Annotated in this window: 18 protein-coding genes; 10 read left to right on the forward strand and 8 right to left on the reverse strand. The window is 43.4% G+C overall.

Annotation, left to right across the window (positions count from 1 at the left end):
- Nucleotides 1-91 precede the first annotated feature (91 nt).
- Both PSE7429_RS01105 and PSE7429_RS01110 read right to left on the reverse strand, forming a co-directional pair.
- Complete coding sequence (locus PSE7429_RS01105; RefSeq protein ID WP_071590095.1) at nt 92-973, reverse strand: J domain-containing protein; 882 nt, start codon at nt 971-973, stop codon at nt 92-94.
- Nucleotides 886-1,782, reverse strand: a complete 897-nt coding sequence (locus PSE7429_RS01110) for a substrate-binding periplasmic protein (RefSeq protein ID WP_009625187.1) — start codon at nt 1,780-1,782, stop codon at nt 886-888. Before PSE7429_RS01110 ends, PSE7429_RS01105 begins: the two co-directional genes overlap by 88 nt.
- A 302-nt stretch (nt 1,783-2,084) precedes the next feature.
- Between PSE7429_RS01110 and PSE7429_RS01115 the strand changes: the two genes are divergently transcribed.
- On the forward strand, nt 2,085-2,948 hold the full coding sequence (locus PSE7429_RS01115; protein WP_009625188.1) for a DUF6429 family protein: 864 nt from the start codon (nt 2,085-2,087) through the stop codon (nt 2,946-2,948).
- A gap of 28 nt (nt 2,949-2,976) precedes the next feature.
- On the forward strand, nt 2,977-3,543 hold the full coding sequence (locus PSE7429_RS01120) for a hypothetical protein (RefSeq protein ID WP_144052473.1): 567 nt from the start codon (nt 2,977-2,979) through the stop codon (nt 3,541-3,543).
- Between the two features lie 251 nt (nt 3,544-3,794).
- On the opposite strand, the gene PSE7429_RS01125 is transcribed toward PSE7429_RS01120, so the two are convergent.
- The 3 genes from PSE7429_RS01125 to PSE7429_RS01135 all read right to left on the reverse strand — a co-directional run bounded on the left by PSE7429_RS01125 (nt 3,795) and on the right by PSE7429_RS01135 (nt 5,086).
- The gene (locus PSE7429_RS01125) at nt 3,795-4,052 is read right to left on the reverse strand and encodes a hypothetical protein (RefSeq protein WP_009625190.1); all 258 of its coding nucleotides are present in this window, start codon (nt 4,050-4,052) and stop codon (nt 3,795-3,797) included.
- On the reverse strand, nt 4,042-4,311 hold the full coding sequence (locus PSE7429_RS01130; protein WP_009625191.1) for a BrnT family toxin: 270 nt from the start codon (nt 4,309-4,311) through the stop codon (nt 4,042-4,044). The genes PSE7429_RS01125 and PSE7429_RS01130 overlap by 11 nt, the downstream gene beginning before the upstream one ends.
- Before the next feature lie 181 nt (nt 4,312-4,492).
- Nucleotides 4,493-5,086, reverse strand: a complete 594-nt coding sequence (locus PSE7429_RS01135) for a Uma2 family endonuclease (RefSeq protein ID WP_009625192.1) — start codon at nt 5,084-5,086, stop codon at nt 4,493-4,495.
- A 66-nt stretch (nt 5,087-5,152) separates the two neighbouring features.
- On the opposite strand from PSE7429_RS01135, the gene PSE7429_RS01140 reads away from it, so the two are divergent.
- From PSE7429_RS01140 to PSE7429_RS01170, 7 genes are all read left to right on the forward strand, one after another.
- Nucleotides 5,153-6,169 carry a DUF928 domain-containing protein gene (locus tag PSE7429_RS01140; protein WP_009625193.1) on the forward strand — a complete coding sequence of 339 codons (1,017 nt, stop codon included), beginning with the start codon at nt 5,153-5,155 and terminating at the stop codon, nt 6,167-6,169.
- Nucleotides 6,166-7,314: a glycosyltransferase family 4 protein gene (locus tag PSE7429_RS01145; protein WP_009625194.1), complete on the forward strand. Its 1,149-nt coding sequence runs from the start codon at nt 6,166-6,168 to the stop codon at nt 7,312-7,314. Before PSE7429_RS01140 ends, PSE7429_RS01145 begins: the two co-directional genes overlap by 4 nt.
- Before the next feature lie 150 nt (nt 7,315-7,464).
- On the forward strand, nt 7,465-8,334 hold the full coding sequence (gene argB / locus PSE7429_RS01150) for an acetylglutamate kinase (protein WP_009625195.1): 870 nt from the start codon (nt 7,465-7,467) through the stop codon (nt 8,332-8,334).
- A 253-nt stretch (nt 8,335-8,587) separates the two neighbouring features.
- Nucleotides 8,588-9,322, forward strand: a complete 735-nt coding sequence (gene grpE, locus PSE7429_RS01155) for a nucleotide exchange factor GrpE (protein WP_009625196.1) — start codon at nt 8,588-8,590, stop codon at nt 9,320-9,322.
- 72 nt (nt 9,323-9,394) lie between these two features.
- Complete coding sequence (locus PSE7429_RS01160) at nt 9,395-10,738, forward strand: methylglyoxal synthase (RefSeq protein WP_009625197.1); 1,344 nt, start codon at nt 9,395-9,397, stop codon at nt 10,736-10,738.
- Between the two features lie 73 nt (nt 10,739-10,811).
- Nucleotides 10,812-12,230, forward strand: a complete 1,419-nt coding sequence (locus tag PSE7429_RS01165) for an aminotransferase class I/II-fold pyridoxal phosphate-dependent enzyme (RefSeq protein WP_100228857.1) — start codon at nt 10,812-10,814, stop codon at nt 12,228-12,230.
- Nucleotides 12,231-12,367: 137 nt separating this feature from the next.
- Nucleotides 12,368-12,934: an NUDIX hydrolase gene (locus PSE7429_RS01170; RefSeq protein ID WP_009625199.1), complete on the forward strand. Its 567-nt coding sequence runs from the start codon at nt 12,368-12,370 to the stop codon at nt 12,932-12,934.
- Between the two features lie 148 nt (nt 12,935-13,082).
- Here the strand turns inward: PSE7429_RS01170 and PSE7429_RS01175 are convergent, their stop codons facing one another.
- The gene (locus PSE7429_RS01175) at nt 13,083-14,006 is read right to left on the reverse strand and encodes a peptidoglycan DD-metalloendopeptidase family protein (protein WP_009625200.1); all 924 of its coding nucleotides are present in this window, start codon (nt 14,004-14,006) and stop codon (nt 13,083-13,085) included.
- Nucleotides 14,007-14,487: 481 nt separating this feature from the next.
- Between PSE7429_RS01175 and PSE7429_RS01180 the strand changes: the two genes are divergently transcribed.
- Nucleotides 14,488-14,946, forward strand: a complete 459-nt coding sequence (locus PSE7429_RS01180; protein ID WP_009625201.1) for a fasciclin domain-containing protein — start codon at nt 14,488-14,490, stop codon at nt 14,944-14,946.
- Between the two features lie 96 nt (nt 14,947-15,042).
- Here PSE7429_RS01180 and PSE7429_RS01185 read toward each other — a convergent pair whose 3' ends face one another.
- Together PSE7429_RS01185 and PSE7429_RS01190 are read right to left on the reverse strand one after the other, a co-directional pair.
- Complete coding sequence (locus PSE7429_RS01185) at nt 15,043-15,858, reverse strand: ABC transporter ATP-binding protein (RefSeq protein WP_009625202.1); 816 nt, start codon at nt 15,856-15,858, stop codon at nt 15,043-15,045.
- 41 nt (nt 15,859-15,899) lie between these two features.
- Nucleotides 15,900-17,321, reverse strand: a complete 1,422-nt coding sequence (locus tag PSE7429_RS01190) for a CmpA/NrtA family ABC transporter substrate-binding protein (RefSeq protein ID WP_009625203.1) — start codon at nt 17,319-17,321, stop codon at nt 15,900-15,902.
- Nucleotides 17,322-17,375 lie beyond the last annotated feature (54 nt).

The following is a 17,375-nucleotide window of genomic DNA, read 5'->3' on the forward strand; positions in this document are numbered from 1 at the left end:
GGTAATACTTTAGTCTGCGGAAATCCAAGATGGTTGCCTCGCCATATTTTTGAGTCTGCGGAAATCCAGTCCTAGCGAGAAATATACGAGATTACTTTTTGCCCCAGCCAAATAACCCGCCTTTTTTTTCTGGCGTTTTTTCTGGTGGTTTGCTAGCAGTAGTCACCTGATTGATATATTTGAGGGCTATAGGCTCTTTCGGATCGAGCTTGAGAGCTTTTTGAAAGCTTGCCTTCGCGATCACGGCCGCATTTTGATTCATTTGCACTAACCCCTTAAGCGCATAGACTTTAGCGTTATTAGGATCGAGTTTCTCCGCTCCTAGTAACTCCTTAAGAGCGTCAGTCCATTGCTTTTTACTGATAAATAACTCCGCCATATTGAGATTTCGCAGTGCGGGAGACTGGGCTAGTTTGGCAGCTACAGGTTCAGGGTTATTGGTTTGACTGGGAGCAGGAGCGTAAGCATTGCTGCTGCTGGTAAAACTCAAGGTCTGCTGAGTCAAGACATATACCAAATTTAACTCGCTGAGAGTTGTGGTGTATTCCAAGATGGCATCTAAGCTTTCATATTGTTTTGGAGCAATTTGTTCTACATATTGCTGATAGGTGATTTCGTGGGGCATCCGATAGAGTTTTTGGGCAATTTCGGAACTGATCGTCGGTATCTGTTCTTTTTGCTTGGTGTTCTGGGCAAAAATTCTTAAGGTGGCTAAATACTCTCCCCGTTCGCGATCGCTATTGAGAATTTGGTAGGCTGGGCTGACCATTTTTGAGAAATATTTAGTGGCTAACTCTTTTTCTTCGGGAGTTCGACCAAATACATCAGGATGCAAAATCTTTGCAAGCTTGAGAAATTTTTTGCGAATTTGGAGCGCATCACTGGTTATTGGTAAACCGAGTACGGCGTAATGATCGCTAATACCGTAACTGGCAAGACCGTTGTTGATTTTAAAGTTTTCTGGCTTTCCCACAGGTTCCACCTCTTAAGTATCTGTTCGAGTTTACCCTCTTGACGCATCTCTGTTAAAGCCCGATCTACGGCATTTTTCAGGGATACATCGTCCTTATTGACGATCGCCACTAGACGAATCGGAATTAAGGGTTCCCCAACAATTATAAAGTTGGGATTGTTGCGTGCTTGCCATACGGCTACTGGTTCATCAAGGATCATCGCATCAAGCTGGCGATCGCGCAGTTGGATGACCATCCGATCGAGATCCCGTGAGGAGAACAGGCGGATAGCATTACCCCTATTTTTATTATAGGTTTCTGCGATCGCTGCGCCTCCGCTATTTGCCACAACCCCAACTCGCTTGCCGATCATATCGCGGAGGGATTTGATTTGGGTACCATCGGCACGGATTAGCAGCCTTTGAGCGCTACGGTAATAGGGAATGGTTTCAATGAATTTGCCCTTGGTATCGCCCGTTTCTAGGGCTCCCTCTTCCCGCGCACTTAGAAGTACATCGACCTGTCGCGAAGCTAAATTGTCAGGCTGGGTAGACCAAGGAATATTAATGGGACGGGGTTCAATGTTTAATTTTGCGGCAATTTCTTGAATGATTTCTAGCTCAAACCCATCATAAAACTGCGTCTTGGCATTCCAAAACATATAGGGACCACCGATCGCGGCATCAATTCCCACTCGTAATTGCCCGCGACGCATGACGATGCCAAGGCTGCTGTCTTCAGCAAATACTGGCGATATTGTGCTAGCTATACCTAGACTTAGCCCTGTATAAATTGCTAAACAAGCAAGTTTGTTGACAAACTTAAACATTAATTTTTTAATCAAGCGATCGCTATAAATATAGCAATATCTCCATCATTCTTGGATCTTGATCAATAATTGCAGTCCATTGTTAAAGACTTTCGACTATGAGTAAGGGTAAATAAAGGCGAAAAAATCGAAATGGTTGTGATTCAAAGCCTTATGCTCTTTGCACGAGTTAGTGACCTATCCCTTTATACAACCTCATAAACATTACTTTTTTGCTACACAAAAACTGAAAAGTATCTGATATAGTTCATGTGTAGGGCTGATGGCTAATGAAATGAAGATTATTTAGAGGAGATTAAATTATGGATAACAGGAAGAATTTTCAAGCTGTGACTAATTTACAGCCATTAAAGAAGAATGCTACTCAAGTCTGCGGACAAGAATTTATAGACACTCTAACGGCTCGTCATATTTATGCTAAAGATGATATTTTTTGGCTAGAGGTTAACTGTTATCTGAACATCCCAAATAATGCATATGAGCAAATGTTGATCGCAAAGCAAGAAGAACTAAAAATACACGAAGCCAACCTAGCAACTGAAAGACAATCAGAAATAGTGAGGCTCTTAGAGAATAAAAGGTTGCTGTATGAAAAAACTAGGCAGTCTTGGACTATCAAGTTATTTGAATCTCCCGAATCAAAGATGTTTGGCAAATATTTCGCAGAGGCAACTAGCTTAGATAACACACCACTTACTTCATCTTTCTTTGATACGGTGCATAAAGCAGAACAAAATATATTTTCTTTAATCGATCAATTTGATAACAAAAATGAAAAAGAAGTTCTTTTTACGAAATATTATCGAGTTCTTAAACCTATTTATTTAATGTTTCTTTATCTATCAGGTTCGGATGAATATTTTGAGAAAGAGAGATGTAAAGAAACATTTACAGGAGTTCGTAGTTGGATCAGTTTGCAATGGGACATATTAGATCGACTAGAAAAAGAAGGACTGCTAGAACAACCCCAAAGAAAATCTCCTAACCCCAAAAAAGTAACATATGTAGAACTAACTAAAAATGGCATAAAAGAAGCTAGGAAAAATCTACAGAATATTAATTTAGATGGAGTTGATGCATTGCTTTTAGAAAGAACTTATCACGAAGAATATATAAAACATAAAACAAATCTCGATCTTAATAGAGAAATAGACAATGATCAGTAATTTGCATATTCAACAAAATCATAAGTACATGAAAGATTTAGAACTTGAGTTTACAGCACAGTATTCAGATAGTAATAATTTAATGATTACGCCATTTTCAGGATCGATAAAAATATATCTAGAACAAGACGATCTTGAAGAATATAAAAGCTTAGAAATTGGACATATCAAAGCATATAGATTTGACTTGTCTTACAACTACTTAGATTTAACCCTTGCAGCCGATCACATAACGCAAGACGTATATTATTTTGCTAATTTCTTCTTGCAAGAAAATCCACATTTGATAGAGTTTTCTTTTTATTTATTCTATCTAGATAGAGCTTTTATTCAACCTGAATACCGAGGTAAAGACTATGGATTAAAGGCTTTGTCAATATTTCTAAAACTATTTGCAGCAGGAGAAACAGTTGGTTGTTTTCCTTCACCTATTGAAGATTTAAAAGACAAATATACTGATAATAGAGGTAAGTTAATTATGAAAAAGTACTGGTCAAAGTTAGGTTTAAACAAATATGAAAGTGAGCAAAATATTCTTTGGACAGAACAATGGAATTCACCAAATTGGTTAGAAGAACAAATATCTAAATCGTAAATATATCGAAAAATAATTAAGACCATGCCACTTCATCGGAAGCGCCCCCACGGTTGAGATCGCTTAGTCAAAGGGATAGCCGAGTTGAATGCGATCGCCGAATGTTTGGATGAGAGATAAAGCGATCAATGTTTAGCAATTTCTAAGAGACTTGCTGATGAACTAAATGTGGAAGTTTTGACCTATCACAGTAATCTTCGCTGGTGTTGCTTAGTGACAAGGTAATTATGATATGCGATCGGGATTTTCCACTAAGAATTAACAAGAGGTGGATCTTGGTTAATTGGAATTGTTTTCATAGAACTAGCGATCTTCAGCAACATTCGCAGAGCTTCATTAACAGAGGCAGAATCGCGAAATACACTTGCGACATCTGGATCGAGAACAATGGTGTTTTGAGAAATATTTTGAGCTTGTTTGTATGCCTCATAATATTTACCTCGAACACCTCCTGAGAAATCATATTCAGGAAGCATTTCATCATTGTCTATTTGAGTTTCAGGATTCATATTCTTTCCTCTCTTGGCGAGTTGCTAATCGCACACTAATTAATCTAATTTGTCCATCTCTCTCTGTATGGGATACAACAACAAGTCGATAGCGATCGCTCATGCCAATAGTCAAAAAACGAAACTCTCGCTCTGAATGGACAGGATCGTTAATTGTCAATGCTAAAGGATCGCTAAACACAGTCACGCCTTCTTCAAAGGATACACCATGTTTTTGTAGGTTAGAAGTTGCTTTAACTGGATCGAAATCAAATTTCATGTAATTTCTAGAAGATAAATAGACTCCTATCTTCAGCAAATGCGGATGATGTGATGGGCGTTATTGTGGTAAAGAATCCTAGACATAGTCATGTATAAATTGCTAAGCCAGCAAGCCTGTGAGCAAACTTAAACATTTATTCTTTAATCAAGCGATCGCTATAAATATAGCAATATCTCCATCACTCATGGTGTAGTCCATGCCGAAAAGCTCTCATTGCTTCTAATCTTGATGGCATCTGCACACAACGTACTAACAGATCAATATCGAGATCAGGTAAAAGTTGGCTACGGGGGACAAGATGGTATTCCGAAGAAATGAAAGCATACACTTGCAGTTGGTTATTTTCCCAAAGCCAGACCTCAGGAATCTCAAAGCGACGATATTTCTCTAGTTTTTTCAAGCTGCCGCTAGTCAAGATCACCTCGATCGCTAGATCAGGATTAGCTTTCTTTTCCCCCAAATAATAAGACTCATCAGGCTCAAAGGATGTCCCCTTTTCTTCACCACGACGAGTTGCGCTGCCCACAGGTATAAACTCAATTCCTTGAATAATGAAATAGGCTTCCAACAAAATCGCTAGAGATTTCTTAATCAATTCGTGGGGTTCACCAACAGTCATTAGCTCAATCCAGCCATCAAGATAAGTAATGCGAAAGCCACCTGTGGCTAACAGGTTTTCTAACACCTCGAATTCTTGCCAACTATAGATCCTTGGCAATAGTAATTTTTGCTCTAGCTCAATATGAGTTGATTTAGATAAAGTGATGCTCATATGCTATGACTGCTATTACTTAGCAAATACTTACTAGCCATTTTACGCGCATGGCTCTGAAAATTTATGAGATGTAAAGAATCTATTCCTCAAAGTAATTCTTTGACTGCTGTAACTAACAAGCTAACTTTTCATACTTGTCTCAGTAGTGCCTTTACAATCTTGATCTGTTCTTTGTCGAGTTTGGTAGTACCTAGCGACTTACTGCAATTAGATGCGATCGCTCAAACTTGGTTATTGGCGCAGTTTAGCGGAAGTAATTATGGATTGGGACTACCAAAAACGGCAAGTACGGGCGGCGGCACGCGCCTGTTCGATGCCACCACGATCAAAAATGGCTCCTTCTCCCATCCTAGCCGTGGACTTCCCTCTGTGCATAGTGGTGGAGGTAAACGCCCTTGCAATCCCAACGCGATTAGAGATGGAAACTCTCCAAAGCCGAGCGAAACGAGTCCGTCTTCAAAATTACCTTTCATCATCTTGATTACGCCAGAAGATGGGGCAAAAACCGCAAGTCCTCAACCGACGCTGTATTGGTATTTAAATGATGGGAATATTTCTGAAGATCCCAGTGAAGCCAAGGATTCGCCAAATTCGCCTAATAAAGCTGATTTGAACGGGCAGCTTACCTTATTTACGGACGATTCCGAACCGATCGCAGTTTTTCAAATTGAGATAGAAATGCATGGTGGTTTGTCTAGCTTTAAATTACCGCAATCTGCTTCTTTAAAGCCAGATCAGCCCTATAATTGGCAGATTGTAGTGGAAGATCGCCTTTGCCAAAAAGTTACTGTCAGCGGTTGGATTATGTATACACCAACCGAAGAAAACCTCAAGCGATCCTTGAATCTGGCTTTAACCGATCGCGATCGCGCCAAGGTTTACGCTCGGTCAGGATATTGGTTTGAGGCGATCGATGGCTATGCCCGTTGGTTAAAATTTAAGCCCAATGATATTCAAGCTCTAAGAGAAGCAGGTGAACTTTTAAAGGCAGGGCTGGCTAATAATCAAAATTTGGACTTTGAGTCTTTTAGTAAGCAACTTGAGATCGATGAGACTTCCTTGCCTAGCAATAACCCATGATAGAAAAACGGATTTTATTTGTAAGCTATACCGCAGTTTTGGGTGGTGGAGAGCTTTGCTTACTCGATTTTGCCCATGCCTATCGCGATAGTAGTGAGGTAGTACTGCTAACTGACGGTGTTTTAAAAACGCGGCTGGAAGAGTTAGGCGTGAAGGTTGAAGTCTTACCATCTTCGCGATCGCTGGCAGATGTAAAAGTATCAAGCGGGCTAGCCTCTTGGAAATCCATCGGCGATCTATGGCGATTGGGCAGGCAAATAGCTCAAAAAAGTCAAGATTTTGATTTGATTCATGCCAATAACCAAAAGGGATTTGTGGTGTCAGCGATCGCAAGATTATTCGGTGGTGCGCCCGTCGTTTGGCACTTACACGATATTTTGACCGCGAATATTTTTAGTCCGACCAATCGCAAAATTGCCGTTACGTTAGCGAATTGGTTTGCTAGCAGAGTAATTGTTAATTCCCAAGCTACGGGCGACGCATTTATCGCCTGTGGTGGTAAGCGGCAACTGCTCCGTACGGTTTATAACGGTTTTGATTGCGCAAAATTCGATCGCATTAATGATCGGCAAGCAACGCTCCGTGAAGAATTGGGCATTCCGCGCGATCGACCTTTAGTGGGGATGTTTAGCCGTCTGTCCTATTGGAAAGGACAACATATTTTGCTGGAAGCTGTCCGTGAATTGCCTGATGTCCATGTTTTATTGGTGGGTGACGCGCTCTTCGGTGAAGCAGAATATACGGAGAAGCTGAAGAATATTGCTGCCCAACCAAGTCTAAAAGGGCGCGTCCATTGGCTCGGCTTTCGCCAAGATATTCCTGCCTTAATGAAGGCATGTGATGCGATCGCCCATTGCTCGACCGCCCCCGAACCCTTTGGAAGAGTAATCGTCGAGGCTCAGTTAGCCAAAAGACCAGCGATCGCTACTATGGGTGGTGGCACGGGAGAAATTATTGATGATGGTGTGACAGGGCTATTGATCCCTCCGAACGATCCCCATCTACTTACCAAGGCGATGCAAAAAATTTTTAGCGATCGCGAATTTACGAAGGCGATGGTTGAGGCAGCCTATATCCAAGCCCAAACTAAGTTTTCGATTCCCTCCGTATGCCAAGCTTTTGAAATGGCGATCACAGGCATATAAGTAGCGACAGCCCGTAATCAGCTTTGGGGTTTACGGAGAGTTTCGTAAAAGTTGTCAAATATTAATAAATACCTAGATTCGCTTATCTATTGGTGTAATTGAGGTTGTAAGGTTAATCAAAGTATTTTTTAAGAATAGTCGAGGCGTTAAATGATCACAGACAGCGATCGCGTTCAGATTCTCAGTGAAGCACTGCCTTACATGCAGCAATTTGCAGGACGCACTATTGTCGTTAAATATGGTGGTGCAGCCATGAAAGAAGAAAATCTGCGACAGGATGTGATTCGTGATGTCGTTACGATGTCATTCATGGGACTGCGCCCAGTGCTAGTGCATGGGGGGGGACCTGAAATCAATACATGGCTGACTAAGCTCAATATTGAACCACAGTTTATTAATGGGTTGCGCGTTACCGATGCCGCCACGATGGAAGTTGTGGAAATGGTACTAGTAGGACGTGTTAACAAGCAAATTGTGGAAATGATCAACCTTGCTGGCGGTTCTGGCGTGGGACTATGCGGTAAGGATGGCAACCTGATCCGCGCCCGTCCCCAAGGCAATGATGCGATCGGCTTTGTCGGCGAAGTCAGTGGCATTAATATTGGGCTACTCTCCACATTACTAGAGGCAGGACATATTCCCGTTGTATCCAGCGTTGCCACCGATGAAACAGGTCAATCCTACAATATTAATGCGGATACCGTCGCAGGTGAACTCGCGGCGGCGCTAGGAGCTGAAAAATTGATTCTACTCACTGATATTGCGGGCATTTTGCATAATTACAAGGATCCCAGTACTCTCTATCGCAGTTTAACTATCCAAAAAGCAAGAGAGCTCATGAATAGTAATGTGGTTAGTGGTGGCATGATTCCCAAAGTACAGTGCTGCGTGCGATCGCTAGCTCAAGGGGTAAGAGCAGCTCATATCGTTGATGGTAGAGTACCGCACTCACTTCTATTGGAAATCTTTACAAACAGTGGCGTTGGCTCGATGATCGTTGCTTCGGAAACATTGCTTTAAAATCTAGATATAAAACCTGCGGCGCACGCGCAGCGTGCGCTACAGCTTTTGATTCTGGGTTTTAATTATGCCCAGCCACTTAATACCAAAAATTAAAACTGGTATAGCCATAGTCAGTAATGTTAGGACAAAAATCAAACCCAATAGAGAGTTGCGGCGCGAAGCGCCGCAACTCTCTATGGGGTTTGATGTCCTGACTTAAGTGAATATAGCTATAAAATAAAAACGAGCGGACAAAAATGAGCAGATAAAAATGAGCGGAGCTATGGAAGATCGCACGGAAATATTACGTCAATTCATGAAGTTAGCGAATATATCGAGCTTTCAAATCCTCAGCGATCGCGCGGGGGTATCTCGGAGAGCGATCGATACTCTACGTAAAGGCAATGCCGCGACCTTGAAGTATAGCAATTTAGCTAAGTTAGCAGAGATTTTAAACATTGAAGTAACTGAATTGATTGCCCAGTTTATTCCGTCAGATCTAAGTTCAGATCCAGATCGAAATCCAGATCTAAATCTAAATCTAGATCTACAAGCTCCCAATGATAATGCCGATGCATCTAGTTCCACAATTGCTAATTTACGGACTGAATATCAGCGGCTACAGCAAAAATTAGAGCATCAAACCCAAGAATTGCGATCGCAGTTTGAGAGGGAAACTTTTTACCAATTGGAATCGTTACTGTTACAACTGCCATCAGCAGCTTATGCCGCTCAAAACAATCCCAATATGCTTGCTAAAAATATTTTGCCTCTCTGGCGACCTCTAGAGCAGCTATTGCAGAAATGGGGGATTACGGCAATTGGTGCTGTTGGGGCAGAGGTTGCCTACGATCCTCAAAACCATCAATTAATGGAAGGAAGCGAGCGTATTGAGGAAGGGGATCTGGCGATCGTTCGTTATGTGGGCTATCGGAAAGGTGAGAAATTGCTATATCGAGCTAGGGTTGCAATCATCACAGAATTGTCTCCAAGGGGTGAGATATAGAAATAATGCATGAGTTGTGAATAAATCTAGACTTTTGACTCGATTCTCAAGAATTTTAAATATCATAAAACAATGCCAACTTCCATTGCTCTCATCGCTCATGACTCCCAAAAAGCTGACATGATGGCGTTAGCCCAAAAGTACCAAACGACCTTATCGCGTTATCACACCATTGCTACCGCCAATACTGGTAAACAGGTTCAAGCCGCAACTGGACTACCGATAGAACTAATAAAATCGCAGCGGGATGGTGGAGATATTCAAATTACGGCTCGCGTGATTGCGGGGGAGATTGCTTGTGTTCTTTGGCTCTGCGATCCCGATCAACTGCAAACGATCGCTGCTAGTCTTCTTAATCTATTGCGGATATGCCAAATCTATAACGTTCCGCTCGCTACAAATCTCTCGACCGCTAACGCTTTGTTGCAATCTCTCCAAAAAAGTCGCGTCGCGCATCTGATATTTAATCCCGTGGCTGGACAGGGGAATCCTGATGCAGATTTGGCTCTGATTCGGCAGATATTGGAGCCGCAGATCCAATTGAACGTTATTTTTACAAAACCTGATTTGAATCCGACCGATCAGGCAAAAGCGGCGATCGCTTCGATTCAAAGGCGGCGATCGCTAATTTCCGACACTAATTTTGTCATTGCCTCTGGTGGCGATGGGACGATCTCCGCCGTTGCCAATGCTCTAATTGGGACGGGGATTCCCCTTGGGATTATTCCTAGAGGTACTGCTAATGCTTTTTCCGTCGCTTTGGGCATTCCCACAGGGGTAAAGCAGGCTTGCGAAACGATCCTTACGGGCAATACTTGCATTGTGGATGCGGCTCGTTGCAATAGTTTTCCCATGATTCTGCTGGCTGGTATTGGCTTTGAAGCAGAAACGGTCGAACGTGCTGATCGAGAGATGAAGAATCTCTTAGGGCCTCTTGCCTATCTCATTGCGGGAGCGCAACAACTGTTGGAACAAAAACTCTTTGCAGTTGAGGTGGAAATTGATGGTTCCGTTACTGAGTTTCATTGCGGCGCGATGACTATTGCCAATGCTGCCCCGCCGACCTCAGTATTGGCTCAAGGTTTGGGAGAAGTGATTCCCAATGATGGATTATTGGATGTGACGATCGCAGTTTCCAAAAACGAAAGTCTCACCCTTTCCGATCGCCTATTAGCGATCGATGTTATTGGTAAGCTATTTACTTCTGCATTAGTGAAAACGCCGATTGAGAATGAAGTTCTAGCCTGTTTTAGAACGAACAAAATCAAGGTAACGGCGACTCCACCTCAAAAAGTGGTAGTTGATGGCGAGATAATTGGCACAACTCCAGTGGAAATAGTATGTATTCCCGATGGATTAACTCTTTTTGCTCCATTGCTTAACAGCCTAGTAATACCAAATCACAAAATGGCGTAGCCATTTTGTGATTTGGTATAAGAAATGGCATAGCCATTTCTTAATTTGGTATTAGTTCTTGAATCAAAATCCCTTGAATCAAAATTCTGTTCCATTACTAGAGGCAGCGCGACGATATTTATCCATCGATCACGCTGCTTTTTATACCCCAGGACATAAACGCAGTCGGGGGATTAACCACGAATTGCTCGAACTATTCGGTAAGTCTGTTTTTCAATTGGATTTACCCGAGCTGCCAGAGATAGAAGAGGCGATCGCTGATGCCGAAATATTGGCTGCCACAGCCTACGGGAGCGATCGCACTTGGTTCTTGACCAATGGCTCTACCTGTGGTGTGCAAGCGATGCTGTTAGCGACTTGTCAGGAGGGAGACAAGGTGTTAATTGGGCGTAACTGTCATAAATCAGCGATCGCCGCCTTAGTTTTAACGGGAGCTGAGCCTATTTATTTGCCGACGGAATATTTGCCAGAATTCGATCTGGACTTGGGTGTGAGTCCTACAACCCTAGATCTATTCTTACAAAAGCATCCCGATACCAAAGCGGTGCTATTGGTCAGTCCCAACTATTTTGGGGTCTGTGGCGAATTGGCAAAAATGGCGGCGATTGTCCATGCTAAGAATATTCCCCTCTTAGTCGATGCTGCCCATGGAGCGCATTTAGGATTTCATGGCGATCTGCCGATTTCAGCCCTGCAAGCAGGAGCCGATCTGGTGGTGCAATCCACCCATAAGGTTGCTGGCAGTCTTACCCAATCTTCGATGTTGCATGTCAAAGGCGATCGCATTGCCATTGATCGCATCGATCGCGCTTTACAAATATTACGATCTAGCAGTCCCAATCTATTCCTGATGATTTCCCTCGATGTAGCGCGGCGACAGATGGCGATCGAGGGACGAGAATTGCTAACAGAAACCTTGCGCTTATCTAACGAAGCACGATCGCAACTAAGTAAACTGCCTAGCCTACGTACCCTCAGTCAAGCCGAAGTATCAACCCTCGATCCGACGCGATTAACCGTGATGGTCGATCGCCTTGGTATTACGGGTTTTGAAGCTGATGCACTTTTCCATTCTCAGCTAGGGGTGATGGCGGAAATGCCGACCCTAAGCCAACTAGTTTTTATTCTCAGTTTAGGCAATCATCAAGCCGATGTCGATCGCCTTGTACTTGCTTTTCAGCAACTGCCCAGTCACATCAAGGAGCCTTCCTTCAGAACCGATCGCCAATTTTCGCCAATTTCTATGCCAATCCCAAGACTCACCCCTCGCGTCGCCTATTTTGCTCAAAGTGAACGCCTTGATCTCCCGCAAGCGATCGGGCGAATTAGTGCGGAATCTCTCTGCCCTTATCCTCCTGGAATTCCCTTGATTTGCATTGGCGAAGAAATCACGGCGGAGACGGTAAATCTTTTGCAAGCGATCGCGCGATCGGGCGGGATAGTTAATGGAGCAAGTGATGCCAGTCTTGCCACAATTAGAGTTGTTAAGTAAGTGGCTATCGCTATTTTAAAGAGAGATGCGGCGAGAAGCGCCGCATCTCTCTTTTGAGCTTTAAGACCCACAAAATAGCCATGACATTTTGTGAATTGGTATAAAATGAGTTGTGATTTTAGATTACAAAAAATTTCATGTCATCTACCCCAGCCCAAATCCTGCAAAACCGTCTCAGTTACCAAGGCAGTAAGTTTTCCTTCCATGTCGATCGCCTTAAACTACCCAATGGTGTAACGGGGGAATATTCCTATATCAAGCACCCTGGGGCTGGTTTGGCAGTACCAATCACTGCCGATGGCAAATTTGTCTTAGTCAAGCAATATCGATTTGCGATTCAACGCTATCTATTAGAATTTCCTGCGGGAACCTTGGAAATTGGCGAAGATAGTGATATCACGATCGCACGCGAAATAGAAGAGGAAACAGGATATAAAGCTAATCAATGGCAATATCTTGGCGGTTTTTACATCTGTCCAGGTTATTCCGATGAGATCATTCATGCCTATCTAGCCCAAGATTTAGAGAAGCTAGAGCATCCTCCCGCGCAAGATGAAGATGAAGAAATAGAAGTGGTCTTACTCAGTCGCGAAGAAATCGAGGCTCTATTGCGATCGCCCAGTGCTGACGCAAGACTTGATGCCAAGTCCATCACGGCTTTTTATCTAGCCCTACAAGCAATTTATAGCTGTCGCCAAATGTAATAGGAAGGACATAAACCCCAAGAATTGATTGGCGGCGCTCCGCGCCGCCAATCAATTCTTGGGGTTTGATTTGTCCTAGGTCAAGTGACTGTAACTATAGGTTTAGAAAAAACAGCATTTTGCGCTGTTTTTCTAAACGCTGTTTTTTCTAATCCTTGAAACTGTTAGAAGCTAGATCTAACGTCACTTGACGAAGTTGTAGATAGTCCATCGGATCGACTGCGGTTTTACCGTCGGGCTGTACTTCAAAGTGTAAATGCGGTCCCGTGCTAAATCCTGTCGAGCCTACTTCCGCGATCGCTTGTCCCTTGCGGACTACTTGCCCTTTGGCGACATAAACCCGATTGGTGTGAGCATAAAGGGTTACCGCCCCATTGTTATGCTGCAACTCGACAATATTGCCATAGCCGCCATCCGTCCATCCCGCATCACTAACTACGCCATCGGCAGCAGCAAAAATAGGTGTGCCCGATGGCGCGGCAAAATCAACTCCTTTATGGAGCTTTCTTTCGCCAGTAATCGGATGTACGCGCCAACCAAACCCAGAACTAATGGCAGCCCCAGTGATAGGTAGAGTGAAATTAGCAACACTGTTAAGATCGATCGCCGCAATATTTTGAGGAAGTTGCATTGTCCATCGACCAGGCTGTGAGGATTTTAGGCGTAAATCCTGAGGATTGAGCGTAATTTCAGGCGACAGTTCGACTACCATTCTGGTGGTATTGGCATCAACCTGTCCGACTCTAACCGCCTGTACTCCACGACCTACGCGCCGCCTAACCGTGGGTCCTTGATAGATAATGCCTGGAAGATCGATGACGATGCGAGTGGGATTGCTAATTACCGTTCCCTTGGGCTCAATGTCATTTTTGAGTGAAAATTCGATCTTGCTGTCGTTCAGATCGTATACAAAAGTTTCCAACCGATTTGCCTGAGCAATGGGAGCAGCGATCGCCAAACTACTAGTCAATCCACATAGAGTAAGCCCTAATAGACGAAAATTTAAGGCTCTCGATTTGTTGAATAATCGACGATGACTAAACAAATTAAATAACTGGTGGGAGCGAGACATAAAGTTTGTATGCGCTGTAGGACGGTTGAGAGCAAGCTACAAGCCGTACATAAATGCACAAGAAGCCCTGTAAGAAGACTTGTAGAAGGCTGGGATGATGCTCTGAAAATTTCCGTAACGAGAACGAGTGAGATTCTACATCAATTTTGATGAAATGTGACAACTAGCGACGATTAATCTGCTAAAAAATTGTTTTTGCTAGCAATTAATACCCGTTCAGAAAATAGCAAAGCTATTTTCTGAACCTATAAGCAAACCCCAAAAGATAATACCAAAGCTCAAAATGGCTACGCCATTTTGAGCTTTGAAAACCCTTACTGGGTTTAGTTTTTAATTCACAAAAGTGTTGTCACACTTTCGTGAATTGGTATTAACCTTAATTGTTAACCTTTTGGGCAGTCCTAAAGAGTTCAGGGAGTGTCGCTCAGCACACGGCACTTCATCCCCATTCAAGCAACATCCACACCGCCACAAGACAACCATGACCACAATTGTTGATATTGCCGTTAGTAATGAAGGATTTTCGACCCTTGTCACCGCCGTATCAGTGGCAAACTTAGTCGAAGCCCTACAAAGCCCAGGACCTTTTACGGTTTTTGCTCCCAATGATGCAGCCTTTGCCAAGCTTCCCGATGGTACGATTAAAACGCTAGTCCAGAATATTCCTCAACTCTCCCGTATTCTGACCTACCATGTTGTGTCAGGCAAATATAAAAGAGAAGATCTAATTGGCGTTAAGTCTCTCATTTCGTTAGAGGGTTCTCAAATCGATCTGGATATTTCCCATGAGAGCTTTGAGGCAAATAATGCGACGGTCATTGCCGCAGACATCGAAGCCGATAATGGAATCATCCACGTAATCGATACCGTCATGCTGATGCGTCCCCATTGGGTATATCCAATTATGGAATCTGGCAAAACGGGTATAGTAAGTGGCTAATCTAAAAGCCTGTGCCGATTGCTACGCGATCGGCACAGGTAACCCAAGAAGATAATGGCGGCGCTTTGCGCCGCCATTATCTTCTTGGGCTTTGAGTTATTCATCATGGGTAAAGTAGCGATCTAAAAAGCCAAGGATATGATTGCGGAGCTCAAAATATTCGGTACTTTCGCGAATCGCAAGGCGATCGCGTGGATGCGGAAAAGGTATAGATAGAATTTCACCGATATTAGCAGCGGGACCATTGGTCATCATCACTATGCGATCGGACATAAAAATAGCTTCATCCACATCATGGGTAATCATAATCACCGCCTGCCTTTGTAATTCCCAAATATTAAGTACTTGCTGCTGTAACTTGTAACGAGTTAAGGCATCTAACGCGCCAAAGGGTTCATCCATCAGTAACATTTTCGGACGAATTGATAAAGCTCTGGCAATTCCTACCCGTTGTTTCATCCCGCCCGATAATTCATCGGGATATTTGTCCGCCGCCGCCGTAAGGTTAACCATACCTAAATGTTCGCTTACAATATTCTTTTTCTCTTGTGCAGATGCGGTTTTCATGACTTCATCGACAGCAAGTTGAATATTTTCGCGTACCGTGAGCCAAGGCAGTAAAGAATATTGCTGAAAAACCATCATTCTCTCAGCGCTCGGTTTGCGAATTTCTCGACCATCTAGACATACGGAACCATTGGTTAGTCTCTCTAAACCTGCCACAATTCGCAAGAGCGTAGATTTACCACAGCCAGAATGTCCAATGATGGATATATACTCCCTTGCCCTCACGGATAAGTTAATCCCATTCAAAGCCACATATTCTTCTCCGTTAGATTTGCGATAGGATTTGTATAGATCCTTAATTTCGAGGAAGTTAGTTATCGATGGATCGGTTTCGGGATGCATCATAGGATTAATCAATAATATGAGTAGGAAAAAGGTGATAGTTCTTAACGGAAAGCAAACGAACGGGGGCGATTTGAGCGAATTTCAAAACTATTGAGGTATCCCACGGGATCGCTAGGATCAAAGGCTTTGCGATCGATAAACATCTCCGCAGGTTCTAGCTTGTAATCTTCTTTGGGGCAACTAATATTCATCTCCGCCGCAATCTGTCGATACAAATCCGTTTTCCATGCTTGTCGAGCAATCTGTTCGGCATTTTGGGGGATTTCCTTAATTTGTCCCCAACGAGCTGCTTGCGTCATCAGCCATAGACATTCCGACTGCCATAGGAAAGTGGAATGGTCGTTGGCTTGGCTTTGTAATTCTGATGGAAGATCGAAAAATAGAGTCGTTTCTAAACTCTTAACGATGCGTTGCTGCCGATCAAAACCACCGTAGTTATATTCTCCCACAATGCCTGGACGGGTATACTTATCAATGGCTCCTTGTTTTGGTTTTGCCCCCGTAAAAGCGCGATCGGTAATTAGTTTAGCTACTTCTTCCCGATTATTAGGATTGCTACAATATTGGCAGGCTTCAATCATCGCTTTCACGAGAGAACGGTATGTTTTAGGATTTGATTCAATAAAGGATTCCATCACTCCTAGCAAGCGATCGGGATGTCCACGCCAAATCTCTCGTCCTTGTGCAAAGGTAAACCCAATATTTTCATTGCCCGTAATTGCTCTCGTATTCCAAGGCTCCGCAACCATGTAAGCCTGCATTGCCCCAATTCGCATATTATTAACCATCTGCGGTGGTGGGATGACAATTAATCGAAAATCTTCATCGGGGCTAATCCCCGCTGCTGCCGTCAGGTAACGCACGAAGTATTCGTAAATTGACGAGCTAAGCACAACTGCCCAAACTCTTTGCTCCAGTGGTAAATTTTCAAAAAAGCGGCGCAGATCCTTTCCCAATGCGGATAGATTGCCATTATATTCTTGCCAAGGGCGTATACCCGATTCCCACATGGCTCGGCTCATTGTGATCGCATTACCATGACGATGGATAGTCATCGCCGCACATAAGGGAGCGTGCCTCGCTCCTTCTGCCCCAGTACGCGCATTGACTACGGCTCCAGAAACGACGGGAGAAGCATCCAAGCGACCAAAAATTACACCGTCGCGAGAGGTTGCCCAACTGGCTTCACGGTTGAGGGAAACATTAAGTCCATATTTGCGAAAGAATCCTTTTTGCCATGCGATCGCAAAAGGAGCGCAGTCGTTAACGGGAACAAAACCAACTGTTAAGTTAGGCTTCTCAAGGGTCTTAGAATCAACCACAGGTTCCATCGCTAAAGCCTCAGCCGAGAGTTGGCGGGGTTGACGATCAGCGATCGCGCAACCAGAAACCACAGTACCCAATATGCTAGTACCTGTAGTTTGCAAAAATTTTCGCCGACTCCAGTCTTGAGGTAAATTCATAGCTAATAATTTTTCAAATTATTGTAATAAGTAGTTAGAAGTTCCAATCTCTCT

Source organism: Pseudanabaena biceps PCC 7429 (assembly GCF_000332215.1).
Lineage (GTDB): Bacteria > Cyanobacteriota > Cyanobacteriia > Pseudanabaenales > Pseudanabaenaceae > Pseudanabaena > Pseudanabaena biceps.